This is a genomic window from Bordetella genomosp. 6, from assembly GCF_002119705.1.
Classification (GTDB): domain Bacteria; phylum Pseudomonadota; class Gammaproteobacteria; order Burkholderiales; family Burkholderiaceae_B; genus Bordetella; species Bordetella bronchiseptica_F.
Genome location: NZ_CP021107.1, coordinates 3505306 through 3530537 on the forward strand (window position 1 = coordinate 3505306; position 25232 = coordinate 3530537).

A 25232-nucleotide genomic window follows, 5' to 3' on the forward strand; every position below is an offset into this window, starting at 1 on the left:
CGGCGGCCCCGGCAGGCATCGACTTCTTCGGATGACTCCATGACCGACTTCATTCTTCAACTGATCATCAACGGCCTGGCCATCGGCGCCATCTACGCGCTGGTGGCCGTCGGCCTTTCCCTGATCTACGGCGTGCTGGAAATCGTCAACTTCGCGCATGGCGAGCTCGTCATGCTGGGCGGTTTCGCGGCCTTTTTCGCCGTCTCCACGCTGGGCTTCGGCTACTGGCCCAGCATCCTGGTGGCCACGCTGCTGGTGGCCGCGGCGGGCCTGCTGCTGTTTGACAGCGTGCTGTTCACGCTCAAATCGGACGATTTCCAGAAAGGCATCCTGCTGACGCTGGGCCTGGCCATGATCATCCAGAACGGCGCGCTCTACCTGCTGCGCGCCACGCCGCGCACCATCACCACGGAGTACGGCTTCGACGCCTTGCAGGTGGGCAATCTCAGCATCGGCGTGCTGCGGCTGATCGCCTTCTGCCTGGCCATCGCCGCCATCGTGCTGCTGCACGCCTTCCTGAAATGGACCCGCAGCGGCAAGTCCATGCGCGCCCTGGCGCAGAACCGCGAGGCCGCGCTGATGGTCGGCATGCGCCCGCGCACCATCGCGCGCACGGTGTTCGTGCTGGGCGCGGCCCTGTGCGGGCTGGCCGGCGGCGTGCTGGCGCCGCTGTACACCGTGCATCCGCTCATGGGCATGCCGTTCGTGTTCAAGGCGTTCGCCATCATCATCATCGGCGGCCTGGGCAACATCTGGGGCGCCATCATCGCCGCGCTGATCGTGGGCATGACCGAAAGCCTGGCCGGCGGCTTCGGCTCGGTCGTGCTGCAGGACGCGCTGGCTTTCATCATCATGATTCTTATCCTGCTGGTGCGCCCGCTGGGCCTGTTCGGCAAGGGGATGCGAGTATGAGAGAACAAACCCTCGACCTGCCGCTGGGCGCTGCGCCGCGGCGGCGCGCCGCCCCGTGGCTGCTGGCCGGCGCGCTGGTGCTGCTGGCGCTGCCGTTCGCCGGCCTGGGCGGCTACGCCCTGAAGGTGGCGATCATGGCCATCGTGTTCGCGGTGCTGGCCACCAGCCTGAACCTCATCTACGGCTTTACCGGCCTGCTGTCGTTCGCGCAGATCGCGTTCTGGGGCATCGGCGGCTATACGGCCGCGCTGCTGGCCGTCGACGCCCACTGGTCGCCCTGGCTGGGCGTGCTGGCCGGCGGCGCGGTGGCGGTGGCCGCCTCGCTGGTGATCGGCTACGCGTCGCTGCGCCTGTCGCGGCATTCGTTCGCCATCGTCACCTTGAGCCTGGTGCTGCTGATGCAGCTGGTGGCCAAGGACTGGGTCGATCTCACGCGCGGGCCGCTGGGCATTCCCAACCTGCCCACGCTGGAGCTGACCCTGCCCGGCCTGGGCCGGGTCAGCTCGGCCAACCCGGTGGTGTTCTATTTCATCATGCTGGCCTTCGCCGCGCTGGCCCTGGCCGGCGTGCACCGGCTGGTCGGATCGCGCATCGGACGCACGCTGCTGGCCATCAAGCAGAACGAGCCGCTGACGCAATCGCAGGGCGTCGCCACGCTGCGCTACAAGCTGCTGGCCTTCGCCGTCTCGGCGCTGGTCGCCGGCATGACCGGCGGGCTGTTCGTGTTCTACCTGAGCGTGGTCGACCCGTCGATCTTCGACTTCTATTACACGCAGATGATCCTCATCATGGTGATCATCGGCGGCACCGGCAGCTTCTGGGGCGTGATCGCGGCCAGCGCGGTCTTCACCATCATCCCGGAACTGCTGCGCGTCAGCCCGGACTTGCGGCTGGTGCTGCTGGGCTGCGTGCTGGTTGCCGCCATCCTGGCCCTGCCCCAAGGCATCGCGGGCTATTTCCGCGAGCGCCGGCTCGAACGCATCAGGAGGACCCTGCGATGAAGGCCCCGACCCCCAACACCCCCGCCCTGTCGGTGCGCGGACTGGCCAAGGCCTTTGCCGGCGTGCGCGCGGTCGACGGCCTGGACTTCGACGTGCCGGCCGGCTCGGTGACCGGGCTGATCGGCCCCAACGGCTGCGGCAAGAGCACTTCGATCGATTGCATCAGCGGCTTCCAGCCGCCGGACGCCGGCCGGGTGCTGCTGGCCGGCGCGGATATCGGCGGCCTGCCCCCGCACGCCATCGCGCGGCGCGGCCTGACCCGCACCTTCCAGAACATCCGGCTGTACGACGAACTGACGGTGCGCGAGAACCTGCTCATCGCCGCGCAGGAGTACGACGGCCACGGCTGGCTGGACGCGTTCCTGAACCGCCGCGCGCTGCGCGACAGCGAAGCCGCGGCCGGCGAGCGCGCCCGCGAACTGATCGCCGAGGTGGGCCTGAGCCGCTACGACAGCCTGCCGGCCGGCATCCTGTCGTACGGCCAGAAGAAACTGGTGGCCCTGGCCGCCTGCCTGATGTCGCGCCCCAGCGTGGCCATCCTGGACGAGCCGCTGGCCGGCGTGAACCCGACCATGATCGCCAACATCGAGCGCATCATCGACGAGCTCAATCGCGCCGGCCAGACCTTTCTCATCGTCGAGCACAACATGAATTTCGTGATGCGCCGCTGCCACCAGGTGGTGGTGATGGAATCCGGCCGCAAGCTGGTCGAAGGCGCGCCCTCGATCATCCGCAGCGACGAACGCGTCGTCAACGCCTATCTCGGCAGCGCGCCGCAGGAGGAAAGCCACCATGCCTGATACCGCCCCGTGCCTGGAGCTTGCCGGCTTTTCGGCCGGCTACACCGACACGCCCATCGTCCGCGACATCTCGCTGACCATTCCCGCCGGCACGGTCACCACCCTGCTGGGCGGCAACGGCGCGGGCAAGTCCACGCTGCTGAAGGCCATTTTCGGCATGGTGCGCCAGTTCGGCGGCGCGATCCGCTTCGAGGGCCGGCCGATCGACCGGCTGGCCTGCGATGCCCGCCTGCGCGCCGGCATCGGCATCGTGCCGCAGGGACGCTGCAACTTTCCGCGCATGAGCGTGGGCGAAAACCTGGAAATGGGCGCCTACCTGCTGGGCCGCGCCGACAAGCAACGCGCCATGGAGGAAGTCCTGGCGCTGTTTCCCATGCTCAAGCGCAAATACCACAGCCTGGCGGGCAATCTCAGCGGCGGCGAACAGCAGATCCTGGAAACCGCCATGGTGCTGGAAATGCATCCGCGCCTGCTTCTGCTGGACGAACCCTCTCTGGGGCTGTCGCCCAAGATGCAGCAGGAGGTGTTCGACTCGGTGCAGGAGATCCGCGGCGCCGGCCTGACCGTGATGATGGTCGAGCAGAACCTGCACGGCGCGCTGCTGATCTCGGACACCGCCGTGGTGCTGGAAACCGGCCGCAAGTTCAAGGAAGGACCGGCGCGCCAGATCATGAACGACCCCGATATCAAGCGGGCCTACCTGGGCGCCACCGAAGACGAAACGGCGCTCGCGACCGTGCATTGAGGACAGCAAATCCATGACCCCGACCGGAAAGATCGCCGCCATCCAGTTCGATGTGCGGCAGGGAGAAAACGACGCCAACCGCGCCAGGAGCTGCGCGCTGGCGCGCCAGGCCGCGGCCGCCGGCGCCAGGCTGATCGTGCTGCCGGAGTGCTGCATCGGCGGCCTGGTCTTCGACAGCCGCGACGAAATCCGCGCCGTCAGCGAAACGGTGCCGGGCCCGTCCACCCGGGCCTGGAGCCAGGTCAGCCGCGAAACCGGCGCCTGGATCGTGGCCGGCCTGTCCGAGACCGACGGCGAGAAAATCTACAACACCGCCGTGCTGGTGGGGCCCGGCGGCGAGCTGCACCGGCATCGCAAGCTGCACGTGCGCGGCAACGAGCAGCGGCTGTTCGACGTGGGCGATGCGCTGACCCGCGTCGATACGCCGCTGGGCCGCATCGGCCTGGCCATCTGCTATGACATGTGGTTTCCCGAGGTGTGCCGCAACTACGCCCTGGACGGCGTCGATGTGGTGGCGGCGCCGGCCAACTGGAGCAAGAGCATCCGCACGGCCGACGCGTTCGACGCCTACGGGCTGCCGCAGGGCTATCACCTGATGGCGGCCACGGCGGTGAGCAACGAGCTGGTCGTGGTGGCGGCCGACCGCGTCGGCACCGAGCGCGGCGTCGCCTTCCTGGGCACGAGCTGCATCTTCGGCCCCAGCGGCGAGGAACTCTGCCCCGCCGCCAGCCGCGGCGAGGAGCAGATCCTGCTGGCCGACTGGCCCGACATCGCCGCGATCCGCGCCCAGGGCGGCCCGCACCTGGGCCAGCGCCAGCCCGCCGTCTACCCGGTGGCGCGCTAGGCGCCGCCGCGCCCGCTACGCGCGAGCCGCCGGCACCGGCGGCTCGTAGGCGCGCACCGGCGGCAATGGGCCGTCGTAGCGCTCCAGCTGCACGGCGGTCAGCTGGCCCGTGCATCCCTGGGCCAGCGACGAGGTGCCGACGTCGCGCGTCAGCACATTGGGGTTGCCGTGCACGCACATCGGCCGCTCGGCGTGCACGTCCTGCGGGTCGTACCAGGCCCCCGTGGGCAGCTGCACCACGCCCGGCATGATGTCATCGGTGACGCGCGCCGCGGCCAGGCACGCGCCGCGCGCGTTGAACAGCCGCACCACGTCGCCGTCGGCAATCCCCCGCGCGGCGGCGTCGGCCGGATGCACCTGGCATACCTCGCGGCCGCGGCGCTTGGCGGCGGCGCTGTGCGCGCCGAAATCCAGCTGGCTGTGCAGCCTGGTGGCCGGCTGGTTGGCGACCAGGTGCAGCGGCCATTGGGCATCGGGCGCGTCGGTCGGCGCGATCCAGGCCGGGTGCCCCGGACAGTCGGCGTAGCCGAACGATGCCACCGTGGGCGAACTGACCTGTATCCTGCCGCTGGGCGTGGGCAGCGGCCTGCGCTCGGGATCCTGGCGGAATGCCCGCAACAGCCCGCCGTCGTCGTCCGCCTGCGGCAGGCGCAGCTCGCCGCGCGCCCAGAACGTATCGAAGTCCGGCGCCTCGTCGCCGCGCGCCGCCAGGGCCGCGCGGGTGGTTTCGTAGATATGCCGCAGCCAGCCGCGGCTGTCGCGCCCTTCGGTAAAGGCGGCGCGCCGCCCCAGCCGTCCGGCCAGGTCGGCGAAGATGTCGTAGTCGTCGCGCGCCAGCCCCACCGGCGGCGCGATGCGATGCATCGCCACCAGCAGCGGGTCGGTAGGCGTGCCGCCGATATCCTCGCGCTCCAGCGTCATGGTGCAAGGCAGGACGATGTCGGCGTGGCGCGCCGTGGCGGTCCAGACGGTCTCGTGCACGATGAGGGTGTCGAGGCGCCGGAACGCCGCGCGCAGCCGCGCCAGGTCCTGGTGGTGGTGGAAGGGGTTGCCGCCAGCCCAGTACGCCAGCCGCACATGCGGGTAGCGCAGGCGCTGGCCGTTGTAGTCGAACGGCTCGCCCGGCTTGAGCAGCATGTCGGCGATGCGCGCCACCGGGATGTAGGCGTCCACGCCGTTTCTGCCCTGCGGCAGCGCCGCGATCGGCACGGCGTTGTTGCGCTTGCCGTAATGCGCCAGCGTGCCCAGCGCGTAGTTGTAGCCCCCGCCGGGCAGCCCCACTTGCCCCAGCGCCGCGGCCAGCACCGCGCCCAGCCAGACCGGCTGCTCGCCATGCTCGGCGCGCTGCAGCGAATGCGACACCACCACCAGCACCCGCCGCGACGGCAGCATGCGCGCCAGCGCGGCGATGTCGGCCTCGGCCAGGCCGGTCAGCGCGGCGGCCCAGGCCGGATCCTTGGGCTGGCCATCGGCGCGGCCCATCAGGTAATCCTCGAAGGTTTCCCAGCCCGCGCAATAGCGCGCCACGAACGCGCGGTCGTGCAGGCCCTCGTCGACCAGCACATGCAGCAGCGCCAGCATCAGCGCCGCGTCGGTGCCAGGGCGCGCCGGCAGCCAGCGCGCCGCGGCCTCCTGCGGCAGGTCGCCGCGCAAGGGGCTGATGCACACGAAGCGGCAGCCGCGCCGGGCGGCCGCGCGCATGGCGCCGCGCTCGGTGTGGCTGCTGACGCCGCCGCTGGCCACCTGGGTATTGCGCAGCGCCATGCCGCCGAAGGCCAGCACCACATCGGTATGCTCGACGATCTGCTGCCAGGTGACGTTGCGCCGCGCCACGTCGTCCAGCGGGCCCAGCACATGCGGCAGGATGACCGCCGAGGCGCCGGCGCTGTAGTTGTTGACCGAGCGCACGTAGCCGCCCAGCGCCGTGTTGAGGAAGCGGTGCACCTGGCTCTGGGCATGATGGAAGCGGCCGGCGCTGGACCAGCCATACGAGCCGCCGAACACGGCCTGCGGGCCATGCGCGTCGCGCACGCGCGCCAGTTCGCGCGCCACCAGGTCGAGCGCCTCGTCCCACGAGACGGCCACGAACTCGTCGGCGCCGCGCGCCGGGTCCGCCCCCGGCCCGCGCTCGAGCCAGCCGCGCCGCACCATGGGCGTGGTCACGCGCACGGGGTGGCGCAGCGCATTGGTGAAATTGTCGATGAGCGGGCTGGGGTCCGGGTCGTCCGGATGCGGACGCACCCGCACGGCCTGGCCGTCGAAGGCGGCGTAGAACGCGCCCCAGTGCGCGCTGTGGGGGCGTTCGGCGTCGCCGGGCCGGCTGGCCGGTGGCGCGGAATCGGAAGCAGAGCTCATCGCGTATCCACGAAAGAAGAAAAACAGCGGCGGCGCGGCCAGGGCCGCGCCGCCCGGCGCCTTATTCCGCGCGCATGCCGGCCTGCTCGACCAGCTTGCCCCACTTGGCGCGTTCGGTGGCCATCAGGCGGCCGAAACCGTCGGGCGCGCTCGAGGTGGCTTCCATGCCCGCGGCCGCCAGGCGCTGGCGAACCTCCGGCTGGGCCATCACCTCGACCAGCGCCCCGTTCAGGCGCTGGACCACCTCGGCCGGCGTGCCGGCCGGCGCCACGATGCCATACCAGTTCATCAGATCGTAGCCGGGAACGCCGGCCTCATCCATCGTGGGCGTATCGGGAAACAGCGGCGAACGCTTGGCGGTGGTGACCGCCAGCAGGCGCAGCTTGCCCGAATCGATCATGCCCTTGGCCGAAGGATCGCAGAACGTCAGCGGCACCAGGCCGCCCATCACGTCGGTCAGCGCCGGCGTGGTGCCCTTGTAGGGCACGTGCGTCATCTTCAAGCCCGCCATCAGCTTGAACTGTTCGCCGGCGATCTGCCCGATGGTCGCCACGCCGCCCGAGGCGTAGTCGATCTGGCCGCCGGGCGCCTTGGCCGCCGCGATCACGTCCTTGACGGACTGGTACGGCGTGGAAGGCGAGACCACCAGCAGGTTGGGCATGGTCACCAGCGTGCTGATGGGCGCGAAGTCCTTGCTGGGGTCGTAGTTCAGCTTGCGCAGGTTGGGCCAGATAGTGAACGAGCCCGGCGTGGCGATGTACAGGGTGTACCCGTCGGGGGCCGATTTGGCGACGTACTCGGTGGCGGTCAGGCCGCCGGCGCCCGGGCGGTTCTCGACGATGACATTGCCCGACAGCTTGCCGGCCAGGCCCGGGGCAATGGCGCGCGCCAGCACGTCCGCCCCGCCGCCCGGCGGAAAACCCACCACGATGCGCACGGGGCGCCCCTCGGCCGGAAAGCCGGCGGCCTGCGCGCCGGGCCCGAAGGCCGCCAGCGCGGTGGCCAGGGTCGTGGCGGCCAGCGTCAGCCGGCGGGTGAACTTCGCCAGAATGGTCATGATGCAGTTCCCTTGTCCAGGTATTGGAGTAGATATGGCGGCGCCGGCGTGGCTCAGCGCCAGGACGGAGCCGGGGTCGGCGCGTCGCGCCACTCCCAGGCCACGAAGGCGAGGCGCTCGCCGGTGTGCACCACCGGGTCCGAACGCAGGCCGATCAGGATGCCTTCGCGCGGCATCGGCGCAACCGGCGTGACCGTGCCGTCCAGGGCGATCACCTCGCCCAGCGACGCGCCTTCGGGCACGCGGTCGCCGGCGCAGTAGCGCGGCACGAACAGTCCGCCTTCGTCGGCCGTGATCCAGCCGCGCCGCGACACCTGGCGCAGCGCCGGCGCATGGTCCTCGGCCGCCGGCGCGCCGGGCAGGATGCCCATGCTGCGCGCCAGCGTGCGAAAGCCCATCTCGGCGCGCTCGATATGCTCGGGCTGGTAGCGGTTGCCCGCGCCCAGCTCCAGCATGAAGGCGCATACGCCGGCCGCCAGGCACTGGTAGTCCAGTGCACCGGCGATGTTGCCGGGCAGCTCGCCCTTGCCGCCCACGTCCTGGCGGCAGGCCAGCACCGGAAAGAACGGCGCCATCGCGGCCAGCAGGTCGTCCTCGCGCACGCGGTCGTTGGGCGGCGTCTTGTACACGCAGTACGGACGCGAGTCGAACAGCGGGTTCATGGTGTGCAGATTGATCAGCACGTCGGCCACGCCGCGTACCTGCTCGATGAGCGCGTGCGCGACCCGTTCGGTGATCATGCCATCGGCCTTGCCCGGATAGCTCTGGTCCAGGTCCAGCTCGTCGTAGGGGTTGCGCTTGCGGCGCGCGTCGAGCGCCTGCGGGTTGCCGGTGGGCGTGACCACCAGGTTGCCGCTCATGGCCGCCGGATCCAGGCTGTTGGCGAAGCGCAGCGCCGCCACCATGCCGTTGATCTCGTCGCCGTGGACCTGGCCGTGCAGCCACAGCGTGCGGCCGGGGCGCGCGCCGCGCAAGGCGATATAGGGCAGGAATATCTCGACGCCCGAGGCCATCGAGCCGACCCGCAGCCGGCCGCTGCGGCGCGCCGCGCCGCCGTCCTCTTCAAGCCATTGACCAATGTTCACGCTTCGCTCCTCGATACGGTGTTGTGCTTGCCGGCCGGGCCGAGGACGGCGAACGCCTGGTCCAGGTCGGCGATCAGGTCTTGCGGGTCTTCCAGGCCGATGTGCAGCCGCACCACGACGCCGCGCCCGGACCAGTCGGCCACGCTGCGCGCGGCGCCCAGGTCGGCCAGCGTCACCAGGCTTTCGTAGCCGCCCCAGGAGGCGCCCAGGCCGAACAGCGCGAGGCTGTCGATCCAATGCTCGGCGGCGGCGCGCTCGAACCCCGGCTGCAGTTCGAACGACAGCAGGCCGTTGGTGCCGCTGCAGTCGCGGCGCCAGATGTCGTGCCCGGGATGGCCGGGCAGCGCCGGACAGAACACCGTGCGCACCTCGGGACGTTCCTGCAGGTAGCCGGCGATGCGCAGCGCGTGGCGTTCGTGCATGGCCAGGCGCGCCGCCAGGCTGCGTATGCCGCGCAGCACCAGGTACGCGTCGTCCGGGCTGACCGTCATGCCGAACGCATCGCTGCGCTCGGACAGCGCCGGCCAGGCGGCTTGCGTGGTTGCCACCGTGCCCATCATGACGTCCGAGTGGCCGCTGAGGTACTTGGTGGCCGCCATGATGGACACGTCGGCGCCCAGCGCCAGCGGCCGGTACTGGCAGCCCGAGCCCCAGGTGTTGTCGCACGCCAGCAGCGCGCCGTGGCGGTGCGCGATCTCGGCCAGCCTCGGCAGGTCGCACATCTCGTACACCAGCGAGCCGGGGCACTCGGCGTAGATCATGCGCGTGGCGGGCTCCAGCTTGTCCTCTACGTCCGAACCGTCCGCGGCGAAGAAGGTGCAGCGGATCTGGTACGGCGCCAGGAACGAATGCACCAGCTTGCGCGCCGGCTCGTAGACCGCGTCGGACATAAGCAGATGGTCGCCCGGCTTGAGGTACGACAGCAGCGCCATGGCGATGGCGGCCAGGCCTGTGGGAAACAGCTTGGTGCGATACGCGCCTTCCAGTTCGCTGACCGCGTCCTCCAGCGCGAAGCCGGTCGGGTTGCCGCGCGCGCCGTAGGTGAACAGCCGTTCGCCCGAGCGCCGCGCGCGCAGGTCGCGCTGTTGCGCGACGTTGTCGAATATCACCGTGCTGGCCCGCACGACCGGCGGATTGACCGGGGCGCCGCCGTCGTAGGCGGGCTTCTTGCCCGCATGCAGCAAGCGGGTCTGCAGGTGGCGAGGGGGTGAGGTGTCTGTCATGGTCATGGCCAAGGTGGAGTGCGTCGCGGCTCAACGCCGCGGCAGGCGGAATTCGCCCAGTTCGCGTTCGTCCAGTTGCGAGATGAGGTTGACTTCCCATTCCAGGTACTGGCGCGCCGCGGCCTTGTTGCCGCTGTGGCGGTCGTGCACGAAGAACAGATAGTCGATGCAGGCGTCGTCGGGGGGGGTGTCGGGGCTGGACCGCACCGGAAAGCCCGCGTCGATCCACGCCTGCAGCCCGCCCGCCAGCACCCGCGCAGGCACGCCCAGCCCGGCCAGTTCCGCCGCGGCGCAGGCGGCCACGCCGGGTTCGTCGGCCACCAGCACCACGGGATCGGCGCAGCCGGCCAGGGCCTCGGCCAGCAGCGGCCGGATCGACCAGCGCGATTGCGCGATGTGCGCCTGGCGGTAGCGCATGCTGGCGCCCACGTCGATGAGCGCGAGCGGCCGGCCCTCGTCCAGCCAGGCCGCCAGCGTCGCGGGGTCGACCTCTTCGGGCCGCGGCAGGGCCGGCGCCGGCGCCGGCAGGACCAGCCCGCTGGCCAGCCCGCCATCGAGCACATAGGCCTCGTGCCCCATCTGGCACAGCCAGCTGGCCACCACCCGGGCCCGCACCCCGTCGGCGTCGAACAGCACCAGCCGCGCGCGGCGCACGCCCACGTACTGGTCGGTGGCCTGGATCAACTGGCCGCCGGGCGTGTGCTGGGCGCCGGCCAGCGTGCCCGCGGCGTATTCCTCCGGCGTGCGCACATCGCACAGGAATACCGTGCGCTGCCCGTCCCGCACCCAGCCCCGCACCGTCTCGGCGTCGACCGCCGGCACCTCGTGGCGCCGCGCCAGCGCCGCGGCCGCGTCGCGTGCGGCTTCGATGTCATCGGACGGTCCGCCATAGCGGCGGCTGGCGCCGTGTTCCAGTTCGAGGTCGGCCAGCATCCAGCCCTGCGTGCCGCTTTGCAGCGCCGCCACCGGATTGGGCAGGCCCAGGTTGATCAGCGTCTGCGCGCCGATGATGCTGCGCGTGCGGCCGGCGCAATTGATCACGATGCGCGTCCTGTCGCTGGGCACCAGCTTGCCGATGCGATAGGCCAGCTCGCCGTTGGGGCAGTTCGTCGCGCCGGGAATCGCCATCTTGCGGTATTCCGCATAAGGGCGTCCGTCCAGCACGACGACATCCTCGCCGGCGCTCAGCATGGCGTCCAGTTCGACGGCGGTGACGTGCGGCGTGTCATAGACCTGCTCGACCAGTTCGCCGAACGTCTTGGACGGCACGTTCACGCCGGCAAACAACGCGTAGCCCGCGGCCTGCCAGGCCGGCGTGCCGCCCTCGAGCACGTGCACGTCGCCATAGCCCAGCGCCGCCAGCCGGCGCGCGGCCGCCTGCGCGACGCCCTGGCCATCGTCGTAGACGACCAGGCGCACCTGCCTGCGCGGCGCCAGGCGCTGCACGTCGGCTTCCAGCCGGCTGTAGGGCAGCGTGATGCCGTGGAACAAATGGGACTCGCCGTACTGCCCGTGCTCGCGCACGTCGAACAGCGCGATCTCGGCGCCGTCATGCAGCCAGGACTTCAGGGTCTGCGCGTTGATGAAATGCATGTCCGCCACGGTAGGAGGGGTGGGATGGATACTGGGCACGTCAGTGGCGGCGCGTCTGGACGCCGATCGACATGATTTCGCAGGTGCCTTTCTCCAGGTCGTAGCCGATGCGCTCGGTCAGCGTCTCGAGCGCGCGTCCGTACAGGTGCAGGTGGCGGATGACCTGCCCGGGCAGGATTTCCACCGAATGGATGTCGTCGGGCATCAGGGCGATGCCGGTGCCCGGCTCGACCGTGACCTGGTCGATCTCGCGCAGCTGCGCCTTGCCCGGCACGCTGCCGTCGTCCAGGCGTTCATAGACGCGGTTGAGCTCGACGCCGTCGACGGCGCTGATACACGCCCAGGTCGTATGGTTGTGCGGAACGATGCGCTTGCCCGGACGCATGACGTTGAGATAGAGCGCATAGCTCTGGTCGGCGTCTTCCGAGATCAGGTAACGGGCCTGCAGCTCGCCGTCCTGCGGCGCCGCGAAATCCGCTTCGCTCCACAGCGAGGCGCGCGCCGCCAGTTGATTGAGCTCGGCCAGGATGCCGTCGAGCGCCGCGCGATCGAATTCGCCCGCCTCGGCGATCTGCTTGATGCGCTGCATCGCGCCCTGCACAACCTGCTCGCGTTCTGCCGCTGCTGTCATGATTCACTCCCTATGGTTTCGCCAAACTGTGAGAGTTCAAAATATAGGCACCCGGGCAGGGGGAAACAATCTAGAATCGAGCCAAAATCAATTAGCGAAACTGATAAATGGACACACTGGATCTGGACGCGCTCAGGACGCTGGTCGTCATACAGGAGAAGGACGGCTTCGCCGCGGCCGCGGTCCATATCGGCAAGACCCAGTCCGCCGTCACGCAGCAGATGCAACGGCTGGAGAGCCAGCTGGGGCGGGCGATCTTCGAACGCCGCGGGCGGCAGAAGCGCCTGACGCCGCTCGGCCTGCGCCTGCTGGACTACGCGCGGCACCTGCTGGCGGTCAACGACGAGGCCCTGCGCAGCCTGCAGCAAGGCAGCCTGGAGGGGGTGCTGCGCATCGGCGCGCCCCACGACGTCGCCGACAACATGCTGCCGCCGCTGCTGGCGCAGGTGGCGCGCGTCTCGCCGCTGCTGCAGATCGACATCCATGTCGGGCGCAGCCCCTTCCTGATGGAGTCGCTGCATCGCGGCGAGATCGACATGACGATCTCCAACCGCCACGACCCGACGCTCGAAGGCGTGGTGCTGCGCAGCTCGCCCACCGTGTGGCTCTGTTCGGCCAGTTATCTGCTCGACAGCACCAAGCCCATCCCGCTGGTGCTGGCCGACGGGCCCAGCCTGTTCCGCCGCCTGGCGCAGGAGGCCCTGGACGACGCGGGAATCCGCTGGTCGCCCAGCTATACATCATCGAGCCTGATAGGAATCAAGGCGGCGCTGCGCGCCGGGCTGGGCGTGACCGCGCGCGGCGTGGAGCTGCTCGACGCCGAATTCCGCGTGCTGGGCGAGGCCGACGGCCTGCCCCGCCTGCCCGACGTGGCCTATTACCTGTTCGTGCGCAAGAACGTCGTGCGGCCGCTGACCCGCCGCGTGTTCGACATGCTCAAGAGCAACATGCGCCTGCTGCGCAGCAGCGAGCGCAGCTTTCGCGCCGACCTGGGCTAGCGCGACAGCGCCACGGCGCACGCCACGATGACCGGCCCCCACAGCGTGATCAGCACATTGCTGACGGCAAACGGCACAGTGAAACCGATGGCGTAGGCGTCGCTGCCGCCGCGCTCCTTGAGCGCGTTGAGCGTAGCCACGGTGGTCTGCGCGCCGGCGATGCCGGGCAGCAGCGCAATCGGCGGCAGCTTGAGCACGTAATGGCCCAGCAGCAGGCCGGCGATGGGGCCGGCCAGCGTCACCACCACGCCGGCGCCGAGCAGCTTGGCGAACAGCGCGATGCCGCCCTCGTGGATGGCCTGCACCGCGTGCGGGCCGGCCGCCAGCCCGATGGCGGCGATGAACACGATCAGGCCCACGTCCGACAGCAGGCGCAGCGCGGGCTCGGGGATATGGCCGACCACCGGATAGCGGCTGTACAGCCAGCCCGCCACCAGCCCGACCACCAGCACCCCGCCGCTGGTGCCCAGGCCCAGCGGCACGCCGGTCAGGTGCACTTGCAGCAAGCCGAACAGAATGCCGACCACGACCCCGCCGGCCAGGTAGACCAGGTCGGTGCGGCCCTGGTCATGCTCGATGAAGCCGAGGTTCCTGGCCGCGGTCGCGATGGCGGCGCGGCTGCCGGTCAGCTTGAATACGTCGCCGCGCTGCACCCGCGTGCCCATCGCGCGCGGCAGCGTGCTCTCGCCGCGATGCAGCGAATCGAGGAACAGGCCGCGCGCGGCCCCGCGCGCCAGCTCGCCCAGCGTCTTGCCGGCCATTTCGCGCCGCGTCAGCACGATCGAGGCGCGCACCATGGGTTCGCTGAGCAGCTCCTGGTCGTCGACCTCGGTGCCCACTTCAAGCGCCGCGCCCACCACGCCGGCGCGCCGCGACGCCACCAGCACGATGTCGCCCAGCGCCAGCCGGGCATCGGCGCCCACGTCGCGCAGCAGCTGGTCGCCGCGCCGTATTCCCGTCACCGTCAGGCGGCCGGCCGCGTAGCGGCGCTCGAACTCGTGCACGGTGCGCTGGTCCAGCTCGGCGTTTTCCAGCCGGTAGGTCCGCAGCGACAGCGGCGCCTGGTCCCACAGCGCGGCGTCGTCCTCGTCGGTGCGCGCCTGCAGCTCGGCCTCGGCCTCGCGCGCGACCTGCCGCAGGTCTATCTTCAGCAGGCGCGGCGCCACCACCGTCACGAACAGGATCAGGCCGACCTCGCCGAATATGTAGGTCGTGGCGTCGGCCAGCGGGGCGTGCGCGGTCAGCAGCGCGCGGGTCGCTTCGTCCACGTCCATGGCCGCAATGGCGCTGAGCGCGCTGCCCAGCGCCGCCGATTGGGTCATCGACCCCGACACCAGCCCGGCCGACAGCCCCGGATCGAAACGGAACAGCGCCACCATGGCGATGGCCGCCGCCAGGCCGGTGCATGACACGACCACCGCCAGCGCCATCTGGGGCAAGGCTTCGCGCTTGAGGCTGGCGAAGAACTGCGGGCCGGCCGAGTAGCCGACGGCAAACAGGAACAGGTCGAAGAAGGCCCACTTCAGCAGGTCGGGAATCTCGGGCTCGAACAGCAGGCCGAGGATCATGCCCGCGATCAGGGTGCCCACCACCGTGCCCAGGCTCACCTTGCGGATCTCGATCTTGCCGATGAAGTGGCCGAATACGATGGCGGCGAACAACGCAAGTTCGGGGTGCAGCCGAACGACATCCGCGAGAGCCTCTATAGTCATGGTGCCCCACTCACTCTGTCAGAAGCATGGGCCGGACTGGGCCGGCATCGGTCAGGCAGGAGAATCCGTGTCACCGCGGGCCGGTCGGGCGGCCATGGCTGGCCGCCCGACCGGCACGAAATGCCGTAGCGCGGAGAGCATATTCCCACAGAGTGCGCGTCGCGCCAATAGGGGGGCCGGATGAGCATGGCCACGGCGCCCGCCGGCACGGGCGCCGTGGCCGCCGCAGGGCGCCTAGCCGGCCCGGTCTTCACCCACTTCGGGCTGGCCGCCGGCGCCAAGGTCCGCGCCGGTGACCGGATCGGCCTGCGGGTCGGAGGCCGTGCGCGACACCATGGCCTGCAGCGCCTTCTTCTCGCCCCCCTTGAGCGCGACCTGCGGCAGGCCGTCGCCGTCGATGGCCTGCTGGTCGTCCCGCTCGCTCACGTAGGTGAAATTGGCATCGCTGTTCCACGAGCCGCGCATGTCGCCTTCGCCCTGGGACATGTTGAAATACACGTTGGCAAAGCGCGGATCGCCGGGCAGCTTGCCGGGCGGGAAGTTGGGTTCGATCGCATACAGGGCCTTCTCGAACGAGCGCTGGTGCGATACCTCCCTGGTCATCAGAAAGCCCAGTGCATCCTTGACCCCGGGATCGTCGGTGGCGTTGATCAGGCGTTCGTAGATGATCTTGGCGCGCGCTTCGGCGGCGATGTTGGAGCGCAGATCCGCCGTCGGCTCGCCGATGGTATCGATATAGCCGGCGTTCCACAGCTGGCCGCCGGAATTGGTAAGCGCCGGGCCGCCGCCATACAGCACCTGGGTCACGTGCGAATCGTTGCCCGGTCCGTTGAGCCGGCGAAATACCTCGGCCTCGGATTCGGTCGCCTCCGCCAGCACGCCCTTGGCGCCCTTGTTCAGCATCGCCACCAACGTGCCGATGACTTCCAGGTGGCTGAGCTCCTCGGTCGCGATATCGAGCAGCATGTCCTTGCGGCCCGGGTCGTCCTCGGCCAGGGCCTGGGTGAAATATCTACACGCGGCCGCAAGCTCTCCCTGGGGGCCGCCGAATTGTTCCAGCAGCAGGTTCGCCAGCCCGGGGTTGGTCTGCGCCACCCGTACCGTGTACTGCAGCCGCTTGTTGTGAGCAAACATAGTGTTCTCCAGAATGATTTCGCCACCGTGGCCAGGACCGGCGCACGGTCGCAATCGCCGTGCCGGCCCCGATGCGTCAGCGCCTGCCGCGCAGCGCCCACAGGGTCGCGCCGCCCACCAGCACGGCGCCGGTCACCAGCGTGGTGCGGCCGTGCATGGCGAGCTGGGTGTAGACGCTGCGCCTGCCATGCACGGTAGCGGGCGCGGCCGGCTCGCCGCCGGGGTCATAGAGGGAATCGGCGCTTTGCCCGGCCGGCTGGCGGCCGCGCTGGTGCCGCACCAGCCATCCGGCCATGCGGTCGGCCAGCCCCGGCATGCTCTGCCCGAACGCCGCGATCGCGCTGGAGGCGCCGCCCACATACAGGTCGCGCACCGGATGCTCGGCGGCGTGCACGATGGCCTGCGCGGCCACCTCGGGCGCGTAGACCGGCGGCGGCAGGTCGGGCTGCACGTCCATGTAGTTGCGCGCATGGGCCGTATAGCTTGTCGCCACCGAGGCGGGCTTGATCAGGGTCACGGAGATGGGCGTCCCTTCCTGCTGCAGCTCCATGCGCAAGGCGTCGGTATAGCCCTTGACGGCGTGCTTGGCCGCCGAATACGCCCCTTGCAGGGGCACCGCGCGGTCCGACACCTCGCTGCCCACGTTGACGATCGCGCCGCCGCCAGCCGTCTTCATGTGGCGCACCGCGGCCATGCTGCCGTAGACCACGCCCCAGTAATCGGTTTCGAACAGCTTGCGCTGGTCGGCGATGGGCACCTGCTCCAGCGTGCCGTAGATCGACACCCCCGCATTGTTGACCCAGGTGTCCACCCGGCCGAAACTGGAAACCGCCTGGGCCAGGATGCGCTCGTGATCCTCCTCCACGCCCACGTCGGCCTTGACCACCACGGCCTGGCCGCCCTCGCGGCCGATCTCCGCCGCCACCTTGGCCAAGGCTTCCTCTCCGCGTCCGGCCAGCACCACCCGGGCGCCGCGCCTGGCCGCCAGGCGCGCGGTAGCCGCGCCTATGCCGCTGCCCGCGCCGGTAATCACCATCACCTGGTCGCGCATGGGCTTCAATCGGTATTTCATGCCATTGCTCCTCGTCGACTGGGGCGCATCCGGGACGGCGCGCCCGCCCGGCCCGAGCAGCAAGCGGTATTCCCACGGGCATGGCGGTTGCTGCATGGCGCGCTCGCGGCCGCGCCGCATGGAGTAGACATTGACGAACCGCTACGCCCCGCCCGACGCGAGCGCCGCCTCAGCGCTCCTCGAAATCTCCGGCGCCGATCTCGATGCATCCGTCCGACGGCACCCATTGCGCCCGGTGCGCCAGCTCGCGCAAAGGCCCGGCCGCGCGCTCGAAGGCCTGCAGCAATTCGGGCGGGCTCCCGTCGCGGGCGCCGAAGCGGCGCCTGAGCACATCGCCGGAAATCTCGAAATCCCGCCACACGCCGGCGGTTTCCATCCGGAAGACGATGCTGTCCTCCTGGACCCGCGCGTCGGTCTGCCTGGTGAATTTCGTCATCTCGCACCTCCTTCAAGGACCGGCGGCGAGCGGCCGCCTTGCCGCTTCGGCCGGCAAGGCGCGTGCCCGTCATTCCCGTTCATCCCAGCCCAGGAGTTCCTCATGCCCAACCGCCCCCCTCCCGCCCAGGGCCAGCGCGCCCACCGCAGCGGCCCCGAGGCCAGCGAGCCGCCAACCGGCAGGCACAACCCCGACCCTGCCAGCAATTCCGGCTACCCGGCCGGCGGCAAACAGGCACCCGCCGGCAAGGACGCGTATGGCCGCCCCCGAAAGCCGGCGCGCAAGACGCCGTAAGGCGCGCGCACTGATCGCCCTGTGGCTGCTGAGCCTGGCCGTGCTGTACCTGGTTGGCTCGGTTCTCGCGCGCCTGGACTAGCCGCACGCGCGCACGGCCGACAATGTCATTGCTTGGCCGGCGCAACCGCCTGTTGCAGGGTCTTGGCCATTTCCAGATGCGTCTTGAGGCTTTCCAGCGTGGTGGCGGCAAACTGCTTGACCTCGGGGTCCTTGGCCTCGCTGGCGGCCTTGGTGAACAGTTCGACCGCATCTTCGTGCGCCGCCACGCCGATCTCATCGGCGTAGGCCTTGTCGAAGCCCTCGTCGCGCAAGCTGAGCGCCTGCAGCTTGGCCTTCTGCACCAGCGACGGCTCCGCCGGCGCCTGGTACCCCTTGCCGCGCGCCAGGGTATCGAGCTGCACGCCGACCTTGGTATGGTCGTCGATCATCTTCTGGGCGAAATCCTTGACCTGCGTGGAGCGGGCCTTTTCCAGGGCCAGCTTGCTGCCCTCCACTTCGAGGTGGCCGGCCTGGGCGGCGTCTTCCAGGAAATCGCGGTCGGCGCTGTCCAGCTTGTCGACGCCGGCCGCCGGCGAAACCGGCGGCTGCTGTGTCTGGGTCTGTGTCTGCGCCTGCACCGCGCCGGCGGCGGCCAGTCCCATCGCCATGCAGGCGGCGCCGGTGATGAATAGGGATTTCATGCGAGGCTCCTTGTGTCGCGCGGCGCGGCCCGGATGGCGCGCCAGGGTGGTAAACCCGCGTATCCCCGCAATCCCCATGCCCGCGGCGCGCCCGCCCGGGCGCACCGTGCGCCGGGGGTAAACCCGGCCGGAACCGGGCACGCAACCTGCTCGGGTGACGGATAGCAGCGCCCGCTGCCAGCCCCAACCCATCGAGGTAAACCATGCATACCGTGCGCAAAGCTGTCTTTCCCGTCGCCGGACTGGGCACGCGATTCCTGCCCGCCACCAAGGCCATGCCCAAGGAAATGCTGCCCGTCGTCGACAAGCCGCTGATCCAGTACGCCGTCGAGGAAGCCGTGGCGGCCGGCATCACCGAACTGATTTTCGTCACGGGCCGCAACAAGCGCGCCATCGAGGATCACTTCGACCGGGCGCCGGAGCTCGAGCGCGACCTGGAACAGAAGAACAAGCTGGCCATGCTCGACATGGTGCGCCACGTCATCCCGCCCGACGTCAAGTGCGTCTACACGCGGCAACCGGCGGCCCTGGGGCTGGGGCATGCCGTCCTGTGCGCGGCGCCCATCGTCGGGCGCGAGCCGTTCGCGGTCCTGCTGGCCGACGACCTGATCGACGCGCCGCGCGCGGTCATCGGCGAGATGATGAAAGTCGCGCGCGAATTCCAGGGCAGCGTGCTGGCCCTGCAGCGCGTGCCGTCACGCAGCACCAGCCAGTACGGCATCGTCGCGGGCAAGACGGTATCGGGCGCGATCATGCAAGTGGAGGAGATCGTCGAAAAGCCCGCGCCCGCGCAGGCGCCCTCGGACATGGCGGTCGTCGGCCGCTATGTGCTGGACTGGCGCATCTTCGCTGCGCTGGAAAACACCCGTCCGGGCGTGGGCGGCGAAATCCAGCTTACCGATGCCATCGCCACCCTGCTGGACGACCCGGGCGTGTTCGGCTACGCCTACGACGGCGTGCGCTACGACTGCGGCAGCAAGGAAGGGTTCTACCGCGCCACCATGGACCTGGGCAGGAAATACCACGGCATGCAATAGCGCCGCCGGACAACCGGGAACATGAGGCCTCACCAGGATGGCAGCGGGCGCAGGCCCCGCACCCACGGATCCTCATCCGGATCCGCGTCGTGGTGCCGCGTGATGCCATGGGCGGTCGCCATGCCTGCAAGCCTCCTGCGATGAATCGTTCCCCGATGGTAGCCGCACTCACTCGCCCTCGAGCAAGGGGTGCGCGAACGGCGCGTCGCGCAGCTGCGCCTGCGTGACGCGCACCAGCTCCATCGCCAGCCCGCCCTGGCGCGGATGCACCGGATGCACCATGCCCACTTCGCGATAGAAGCAATGCTCGCCCAGGTCGAGGGCGCGTATGCGGCCCTGGTGGCGCGCCCCGTCGGTGATGGGCACCAGCGCCGCGCCCAGCCCGCAGGCCACCATTTCCAGGATGGCGTCCACATCCTGCGACTGGATCTGGCAGCGGGGCACCAGCCGGTGCGTCTGCAGGAAGCGATCGACCACCCGGCCGCCGAACGAGGCGCTGTCGTAGCGGATGAACGGCAGCGTCTTCAGGATCTGCCGCCAGTCGCCGCCGGCCTCGTCCGCCGGGCATACGACCTTGAACGGCTCCTGCAGCAGCGGCACCCACTTCAGTTCGGGCGGCAGCGCGAAGAAGGGTTTGACCACCAGCGCCGCGTCCAGCTTGCCGTGGTCCACCAGCGTCAGCAGCGGCAGCGAGCCGCCCAGCTCCAGGTGGGTGCTGACCTCGGGGTGTTCGCCGATCAGCGCTTCGATGATGCGCGGCAGGTATTGCCGCTGCATGCTCTGGATGGCGCCCAGCCGCAGGTGCCCGCGCAGGCTGCCCCGTTGCGGCGCATCGCGCAGCTCGTCGCAGAGATGCAGGATGTGCCCGGCGCGCGCCACGGCGTCCACCCCGGCCGCGTTGAGCCGCACCTGCCGGCCCACCCGGTCGAACAGCTGCACCTGCAGGCTTTCCTCCAGGCGCTGGATCTGCGCGCTGGCCGCCGCCTGCGTCAGGCCGATGTGCTGCGCCGCCGCGGTGATGCTGCCGTGCTCGGCCACGGCAACCAGGGTGCGAAGTTCCTTGATCATGAATAACAAAAAATATCTATAAGAGGCACAAAAAAATAGAGTTTTTCATACATCAAATCTATGTATAGCATGACCCCGGAGTTGAACGAAAGTGTTGTTTGCAGTGGGCGTCGCCACGCCTGGCCGGCCGTACAGGGCCGCCGCGGCGACAGGCTTTTACCGGACGCATCAGACGGACGGACCGAACAATGCAAGGGGTATGAACCATGCTGCTCCCGTTTCGCGCCCTGCCGGGCCTGCTTGCCGCGCTGGCCATCGCCGCGCCGGCGTCGGCCCAGCCCTATCCCGACAAGCCGATCACGCTGGTGGTGCCGTTCACCGCCGCCGGCGGCACCGACCTGACGGCGCGCCTGTTCGCCCGGGCCCTGGAGCGCCAGGCGGGCCAGCCGGTGACGGTGATCAACAAGCCGGGCGCCGGCGGCGAGATCGGCATGGCCCAGGTGGCGCGCGCCGCGCCCGACGGCTACACGCTGGGCATCATCAACACGCCCAACGTGCTCAGCATCCCGATCGAGCGCCGGGCCCAGTTCAGCCTGGATTCGTTCGTCCTGATCGCCAACCTGGTCGATGACCCGGCCACGCTCAGCGTCCACGCCGACCAGTCGATCCACACGATCGCCGACCTGGTCGAGGCCGCCCGCCGGCAGCCCAACGGGCTGACCTATGGCAGCGCCGGCATCGGCTCGGCCGGGCACCTGTCCATGCTGATGTTCGAGAAGGCGGCGGGCATAAAGCTGCAACACATCCCCTTCAAGGGCACCGCCGACGTGCGCACGGCGCTGATGGGCCGCCAGATCGACGTCGCGACGGCCAACCTGGGCGAGGCGCTGGCCTATGCCAAGGGCGCGCCCTGGCGCACGCTGGGCGTGATGAGCGCGGCGCGCTCGCGCATGGCGCCGGCGCTGCCGACCTTCGGCGAAGCCGGCTATCCGCTGCAAAGCGGCTCGCTGCGCGGAATCGGCGCCCCCTCCGGCATGGATGCGCAGCGGCGCGGGCAAGTGGCCGCGCTGGTCGCGCGGGCCGCCGCCGACCCGCAATTCCTCGACGATGCGCGCAAGGCCGAGCAGGAAATCAGGGTGGTGTCCGGCGACGACTATGCAAAGGTGTTGACGGACCAGCTCGCGCAGTTGCAAAACCTGTGGCAGACCTCCGCATGGAACCGTTGAACCCTCCAGGAATCCCCACCATGAAAAAAGCCCTGCTCTGCTCGCTGCTCGCCTTGCCCGCGCTCTGTTTCGGCGCCTATCCCGAGCGCCCCATCAACCTGATCGTGCCTTTCCCGGCCGGCGCCGGCTCGGACCTGACCGCCCGCACCATCGCCGCCTGCATGGAAAGCAAGATCCCCGCCGCGCGCTTCGTGGTGCTCAACAAGCCTGGCGCCTCGGGCGACATCGGGCTGAGCGCGCTGGCCCAGGCCGCGCCGGACGGCTACACCATCGGGCTGGTCAACACCCCGGGGGTGATCAGCCTGCCGATCGAACGCAAGACCGCCTATACGCTCGACAGCTTCGATTTCATCGCCAACCTGGTCGAAGACCCCGGCACCGTCAGCGTGCACGCCGACAGTCCGATCCGCACCGTCGCCGACCTGGTGGCGGCGGCGCGAGCCAAGCCGGGCGCCATTACGGTCGGCACGCAGGGCATCGGCTCGGCCGGCCACATCTCGGCGCTGTCGCTGGAGCAGGCCGCCGGCATCAAGCTGACCGCCGTGCCGTTCCAGGGGGCCTCGCCGGCCAGCGTCGCGCTGCTGGGCAAGGTCATCGACGGCGCCATGACCAACCTGGGCGAAGCCATCACGTTCGCCAACGGCAAGCCCTGGCGCATCCTCGGCATCATGAGCCCGGCGCGCTCCAGCCAGGCGCCCGACATCCCGACCTTCCAGGAGGCTGGCTATACCGTCCTGGGCGGATCGATGCGCGGCCTGGCCGCGCCGCGCGGCATCCCCGCCGAGGCCATGGCGCAGCTCACGCGCGCCGTGGACGAATGCAACCGCGACGACACCTACCTGACGCGCGCCCGCAATACCTACCAGCCGCTGCGCTACCTCAAGCGCGACGAATACATCAAGAACCTGCAAGCCGTGGACCGCGAACTGCGCAAGCTGTGGTCCGTCAACCCGTGGCAGCAATAGCGCCGCCCATTCCCCCCTTACCCACACCCCCTACGCCATGCGAATAGACCAACACCCCTACGACGATATCCGCGCCTATCTCGGCAAGCACGACACCATCCTGATTCCGGTCGGCGCCGTCGAGCAGTACGGCGCCCACCTGGCCACCGGCACCGAGCTGCGCATCTGCGAAGGCATCGCCACCGAAATCGGCGCGCGCACCGGACTGGCGGTCGCGCCCATCGTGCCGGTCAACTACTCGGCGATGTTCCTGGACTATCCCGGCACGCTGTCGGTGGAGATGCGCACCATCGAGGACTATCTCAAGGAGATCGGCGACAGCCTGGCGGGCCAGGGCTTCAGGCACTTCTTCTTCATCAATATCCACGCCGGCTCGCTGGGGCCGATAGAAAGCGTGTGCCGCCACCTGCGCCGCCGCTACGGCGCGGTGGGCGGCCTGATCGACGTATTCTCCATCATGCGCGACATGGCGGCGGGCCGCCTCAAGACCCGCCAGTCGCCCAGCGGCCATGCCTCCGAAATGGTCACCTCGGTGGCGCTGGCGAAGTTTCCCGAACTGGTCTTCATGGAGCGGGCGCGCGCCGCGCAATCGCTGCGCTCGTTCACCGAGGGCGTCAACACAGTGTCCAGCGGCAAGGTGACCCTGGGCGGCTCCAGCTTCTCGGTGTTCAGCGACATCAGCGACTATTCCCCGATCGGCACGCAGGGCGATCCCACCCAGGCCAGCGCCGAGCAGGGCCAGGCCATCTGGGACGCCACCGTGGACTACATGAGCGAGGCCGCGCGCAAGTTCAGCGCCATGTCGTTCCAGAGCGAAGGAGCCAAGGCGTGAAGCACAATCCCCTCAAGCAGATCTGGCAGCAGGGCAAGCCGGTGTTCGGCACCTGGGCCACCATGGTCCGCCATCCCCGTTTCATGAAGCTGCTGTCGGTCACCGGGCTGGACTTCGTGCTGATCGAGATGGAGCACAGCGACTTCTCCATCTCGGAAGTCGCCAACCTGTGCCTGATGGCCCGCGAAGCCGGCATCGTGCCCATCGTGCGCCCGGCCGGCTCGGACTCGCACGACTACACCCGGCCGCTGGACGCCGGCGCCATGGGCCTGCTGCTGCCCAATGTCGAGACGCCCGAGCAGCTGAGCCGGATCCTGCACCAGACGAAGTACTACCCCGACGGCCAGCGCATCCTCAACATGCGCGGCCCGCACACCGACTACGTCAGGCTGTCCTCGCCGCTGGCGCAGACCGCCGAACTCAACGCCCATACCCTGACCATCGCGATGGCCGAGACCCGCGTCGGCCTGGACAACCTCGACCGCATCTGCGCCGTGCCCGGCCTGGACGCCATCATGATCGGCCCGGACGACCTCACCCAGGACCTGGGCATACCCGGCGACATGCAGCACCCGCTCTACCAGGAAGCGGTCGAACACGTGATCGCCACCTGCGACCGCCACGGCGTGCCCTGGGGCTTCAGCTGCCAGGACCTGGCCGCCGCCGAGCGCTGGATCGCGCGCGGCATACGCTGGATGCCGTTCAGCAATGACGTCAACGCCCTGTTCAACACTTTCAGCCAGGCCGCGGCGGGGCTGCACCGCCTGGCCCCGCGCGAGGAGACCGCCTGATGTCCGCCACTACCCGGATGAAAACCACTGCGCGCTACCGCCCGTATGCGTGGCGCGCCAAGATCGGCCTGATCGTGCCCTCCACCAACACCATCAACGAGCCCGAGTTCTACCGCCTCGCCCCCGACGGCGTGACCATCCATACCGGCCGCGCCATCAACGCCGGCCCGGCCACGCAGGAGAACTACGACCGCATGGCGCGCGGCGTGCTGGAGGCGGCCGACCTCATCAAGACGGCCGAAGTCGACGTGGTGGCCTACGGCTGCACCTCGGGCTCCATCGTGTGCTCGCTCGACGAGCTGTGCGACGGCATGAGCGAACGGGTCGGGGTGCCGGCCATCGCCACCGCGGGCGCCGTGGTCGCGGCGCTGCGCGCCCTGGGCGTCAGGCGCGTCGCGGTGGGCACGCCCTACATCGACTTCGTCAACCAGCGCGAACGCGAGTTCCTGGAGCAATACGGCTTCGAGGTCGTGTCCATCGAAGGGCTGGACCTGGGCCATACCCAGGAAGAGCGCCGCGACATCGGCCGGGTGCCGCCGCAATCCACGTTCCAGCTGGCGCGCGACATCGACCGCCCGCAGGCCGAGGCCATCTTCCTGTCGTGCACCAACCTCGCCACCCTGGACATGATCGAGCGGATCGAGAACGAACTGGGCAAGCCGGTGGTCACCAGCAACCAGGCCACCTTCTGGGCCTGCCTGCGCCTGCTCGGGCTGTCTTGCGCCATCCCCGGCTACGGCCGGCTGCTGACCGATTGCCTGGCGCCCATCACCCGCGCCAGCTATTCGCCGGCCTGAG

Annotated in this window: 24 protein-coding genes; 12 read left to right on the forward strand and 12 right to left on the reverse strand. The window is 69.7% G+C overall.

Annotated features, from left to right (window positions below; genetic code table 11):
• The first annotated feature begins 39 nt into the window (after window positions 1-39).
• The 5 genes from CAL11_RS16430 to CAL11_RS16450 are packed head-to-tail and all read left to right on the forward strand — an operon-like array spanning window position 40 to window position 4302.
• Complete coding sequence (locus CAL11_RS16430) at window positions 40-912, forward strand: branched-chain amino acid ABC transporter permease (RefSeq protein WP_015064222.1); 873 nt, start codon at window positions 40-42, stop codon at window positions 910-912.
• Window positions 909-1913, forward strand: coding sequence for a branched-chain amino acid ABC transporter permease (locus CAL11_RS16435; RefSeq protein ID WP_086093527.1), 1005 nt, complete (start codon window positions 909-911; stop codon window positions 1911-1913). Before CAL11_RS16430 ends, CAL11_RS16435 begins: the two co-directional genes overlap by 4 nt.
• On the forward strand, window positions 1910-2713 hold the full coding sequence (locus tag CAL11_RS16440; RefSeq protein WP_015064224.1) for an ABC transporter ATP-binding protein: 804 nt from the start codon (window positions 1910-1912) through the stop codon (window positions 2711-2713). The genes CAL11_RS16435 and CAL11_RS16440 overlap by 4 nt, the downstream gene beginning before the upstream one ends.
• Window positions 2706-3458: a branched-chain amino acid ABC transporter ATP-binding protein gene (locus CAL11_RS16445; RefSeq protein ID WP_086093528.1), complete on the forward strand. Its 753-nt coding sequence runs from the start codon at window positions 2706-2708 to the stop codon at window positions 3456-3458. Before CAL11_RS16440 ends, CAL11_RS16445 begins: the two co-directional genes overlap by 8 nt.
• Window positions 3459-3471: 13 nt before the next feature.
• A complete protein-coding gene (locus CAL11_RS16450; RefSeq protein ID WP_086093529.1) occupies window positions 3472-4302 on the forward strand; it encodes a nitrilase family protein in 831 nt (276 codons plus the stop codon).
• 15 nt (window positions 4303-4317) lie between these two features.
• Here the strand turns inward: CAL11_RS16450 and CAL11_RS16455 are convergent, their stop codons facing one another.
• The 6 genes from CAL11_RS16455 to CAL11_RS16480 all read right to left on the reverse strand — a co-directional run bounded on the left by CAL11_RS16455 (window position 4318) and on the right by CAL11_RS16480 (window position 12246).
• Window positions 4318-6657: a molybdopterin guanine dinucleotide-containing S/N-oxide reductase gene (locus tag CAL11_RS16455; RefSeq protein ID WP_086093530.1), complete on the reverse strand. Its 2340-nt coding sequence runs from the start codon at window positions 6655-6657 to the stop codon at window positions 4318-4320.
• Window positions 6658-6718: 61 nt separating this feature from the next.
• On the reverse strand, window positions 6719-7714 hold the full coding sequence (locus CAL11_RS16460; protein ID WP_086093531.1) for a Bug family tripartite tricarboxylate transporter substrate binding protein: 996 nt from the start codon (window positions 7712-7714) through the stop codon (window positions 6719-6721).
• 53 nt (window positions 7715-7767) lie between these two features.
• Entirely contained in the window at window positions 7768-8799 is a 1032-nt protein-coding gene (locus CAL11_RS16465; RefSeq protein WP_015064229.1) for a M14 family metallopeptidase, read from the reverse strand.
• Window positions 8796-10022: a cystathionine beta-lyase gene (metC, locus tag CAL11_RS16470; protein ID WP_086094605.1), complete on the reverse strand. Its 1227-nt coding sequence runs from the start codon at window positions 10020-10022 to the stop codon at window positions 8796-8798. The genes CAL11_RS16465 and metC overlap by 4 nt, the downstream gene beginning before the upstream one ends.
• 30 nt (window positions 10023-10052) lie before the next feature.
• Window positions 10053-11654, reverse strand: coding sequence for a rhodanese-related sulfurtransferase (locus CAL11_RS16475; protein ID WP_086093532.1), 1602 nt, complete (start codon window positions 11652-11654; stop codon window positions 10053-10055).
• A gap of 1 nt (window position 11655) precedes the next feature.
• A complete protein-coding gene (locus CAL11_RS16480) occupies window positions 11656-12246 on the reverse strand; it encodes a cysteine dioxygenase family protein (RefSeq protein ID WP_015064232.1) in 591 nt (196 codons plus the stop codon).
• Between the two features lie 107 nt (window positions 12247-12353).
• Between CAL11_RS16480 and CAL11_RS16485 the strand changes: the two genes are divergently transcribed.
• Window positions 12354-13244: a LysR substrate-binding domain-containing protein gene (locus tag CAL11_RS16485; RefSeq protein ID WP_086093533.1), complete on the forward strand. Its 891-nt coding sequence runs from the start codon at window positions 12354-12356 to the stop codon at window positions 13242-13244.
• On the opposite strand, the gene CAL11_RS16490 is transcribed toward CAL11_RS16485, so the two are convergent.
• From CAL11_RS16490 to CAL11_RS16510, 5 genes are all read right to left on the reverse strand, one after another.
• On the reverse strand, window positions 13241-14956 hold the full coding sequence (locus tag CAL11_RS16490; protein ID WP_015064234.1) for an aspartate:alanine exchanger family transporter: 1716 nt from the start codon (window positions 14954-14956) through the stop codon (window positions 13241-13243). The genes CAL11_RS16485 and CAL11_RS16490 overlap by 4 nt on opposite strands.
• A 234-nt stretch (window positions 14957-15190) precedes the next feature.
• Complete coding sequence (locus CAL11_RS16495; RefSeq protein WP_015064235.1) at window positions 15191-16090, reverse strand: manganese catalase family protein; 900 nt, start codon at window positions 16088-16090, stop codon at window positions 15191-15193.
• A gap of 76 nt (window positions 16091-16166) precedes the next feature.
• Window positions 16167-17162: an SDR family oxidoreductase gene (locus CAL11_RS16500; protein WP_086093534.1), complete on the reverse strand. Its 996-nt coding sequence runs from the start codon at window positions 17160-17162 to the stop codon at window positions 16167-16169.
• A 169-nt stretch (window positions 17163-17331) separates the two neighbouring features.
• Window positions 17332-17598 carry a DUF1488 family protein gene (locus CAL11_RS24390; RefSeq protein ID WP_157668856.1) on the reverse strand — a complete coding sequence of 89 codons (267 nt, stop codon included), beginning with the start codon at window positions 17596-17598 and terminating at the stop codon, window positions 17332-17334.
• Window positions 17599-17999: 401 nt separating this feature from the next.
• On the reverse strand, window positions 18000-18575 hold the full coding sequence (locus CAL11_RS16510) for a DUF4142 domain-containing protein (RefSeq protein ID WP_086093535.1): 576 nt from the start codon (window positions 18573-18575) through the stop codon (window positions 18000-18002).
• A gap of 203 nt (window positions 18576-18778) precedes the next feature.
• Between CAL11_RS16510 and galU the strand changes: the two genes are divergently transcribed.
• On the forward strand, window positions 18779-19612 hold the full coding sequence (gene galU / locus CAL11_RS16515; protein WP_086093536.1) for a UTP--glucose-1-phosphate uridylyltransferase GalU: 834 nt from the start codon (window positions 18779-18781) through the stop codon (window positions 19610-19612).
• 168 nt (window positions 19613-19780) lie between these two features.
• On the opposite strand, the gene CAL11_RS16525 is transcribed toward galU, so the two are convergent.
• Window positions 19781-20680, reverse strand: coding sequence for a LysR family transcriptional regulator (locus tag CAL11_RS16525; protein ID WP_086093537.1), 900 nt, complete (start codon window positions 20678-20680; stop codon window positions 19781-19783).
• A 206-nt stretch (window positions 20681-20886) separates the two neighbouring features.
• Here CAL11_RS16525 and CAL11_RS16530 point away from each other — a divergent pair, with 206 nt between their 5' ends.
• The 5 genes from CAL11_RS16530 to CAL11_RS16550 are packed head-to-tail and all read left to right on the forward strand — an operon-like array spanning window position 20887 to window position 25231.
• Window positions 20887-21846, forward strand: coding sequence for a tripartite tricarboxylate transporter substrate binding protein (locus CAL11_RS16530; protein WP_086093538.1), 960 nt, complete (start codon window positions 20887-20889; stop codon window positions 21844-21846).
• 20 nt (window positions 21847-21866) lie between these two features.
• A complete protein-coding gene (locus CAL11_RS16535; RefSeq protein ID WP_244172817.1) occupies window positions 21867-22811 on the forward strand; it encodes a tripartite tricarboxylate transporter substrate binding protein in 945 nt (314 codons plus the stop codon).
• Window positions 22812-22848: 37 nt separating this feature from the next.
• Window positions 22849-23643: a creatininase family protein gene (locus CAL11_RS16540; RefSeq protein ID WP_086093540.1), complete on the forward strand. Its 795-nt coding sequence runs from the start codon at window positions 22849-22851 to the stop codon at window positions 23641-23643.
• Window positions 23640-24434, forward strand: a complete 795-nt coding sequence (locus CAL11_RS16545; protein WP_033462143.1) for an HpcH/HpaI aldolase family protein — start codon at window positions 23640-23642, stop codon at window positions 24432-24434. Before CAL11_RS16540 ends, CAL11_RS16545 begins: the two co-directional genes overlap by 4 nt.
• On the forward strand, window positions 24434-25231 hold the full coding sequence (locus CAL11_RS16550) for a maleate cis-trans isomerase family protein (protein WP_086093541.1): 798 nt from the start codon (window positions 24434-24436) through the stop codon (window positions 25229-25231). The genes CAL11_RS16545 and CAL11_RS16550 overlap by 1 nt, the downstream gene beginning before the upstream one ends.
• The last annotated feature ends 1 nt before the right edge of the window (window position 25232 follow it).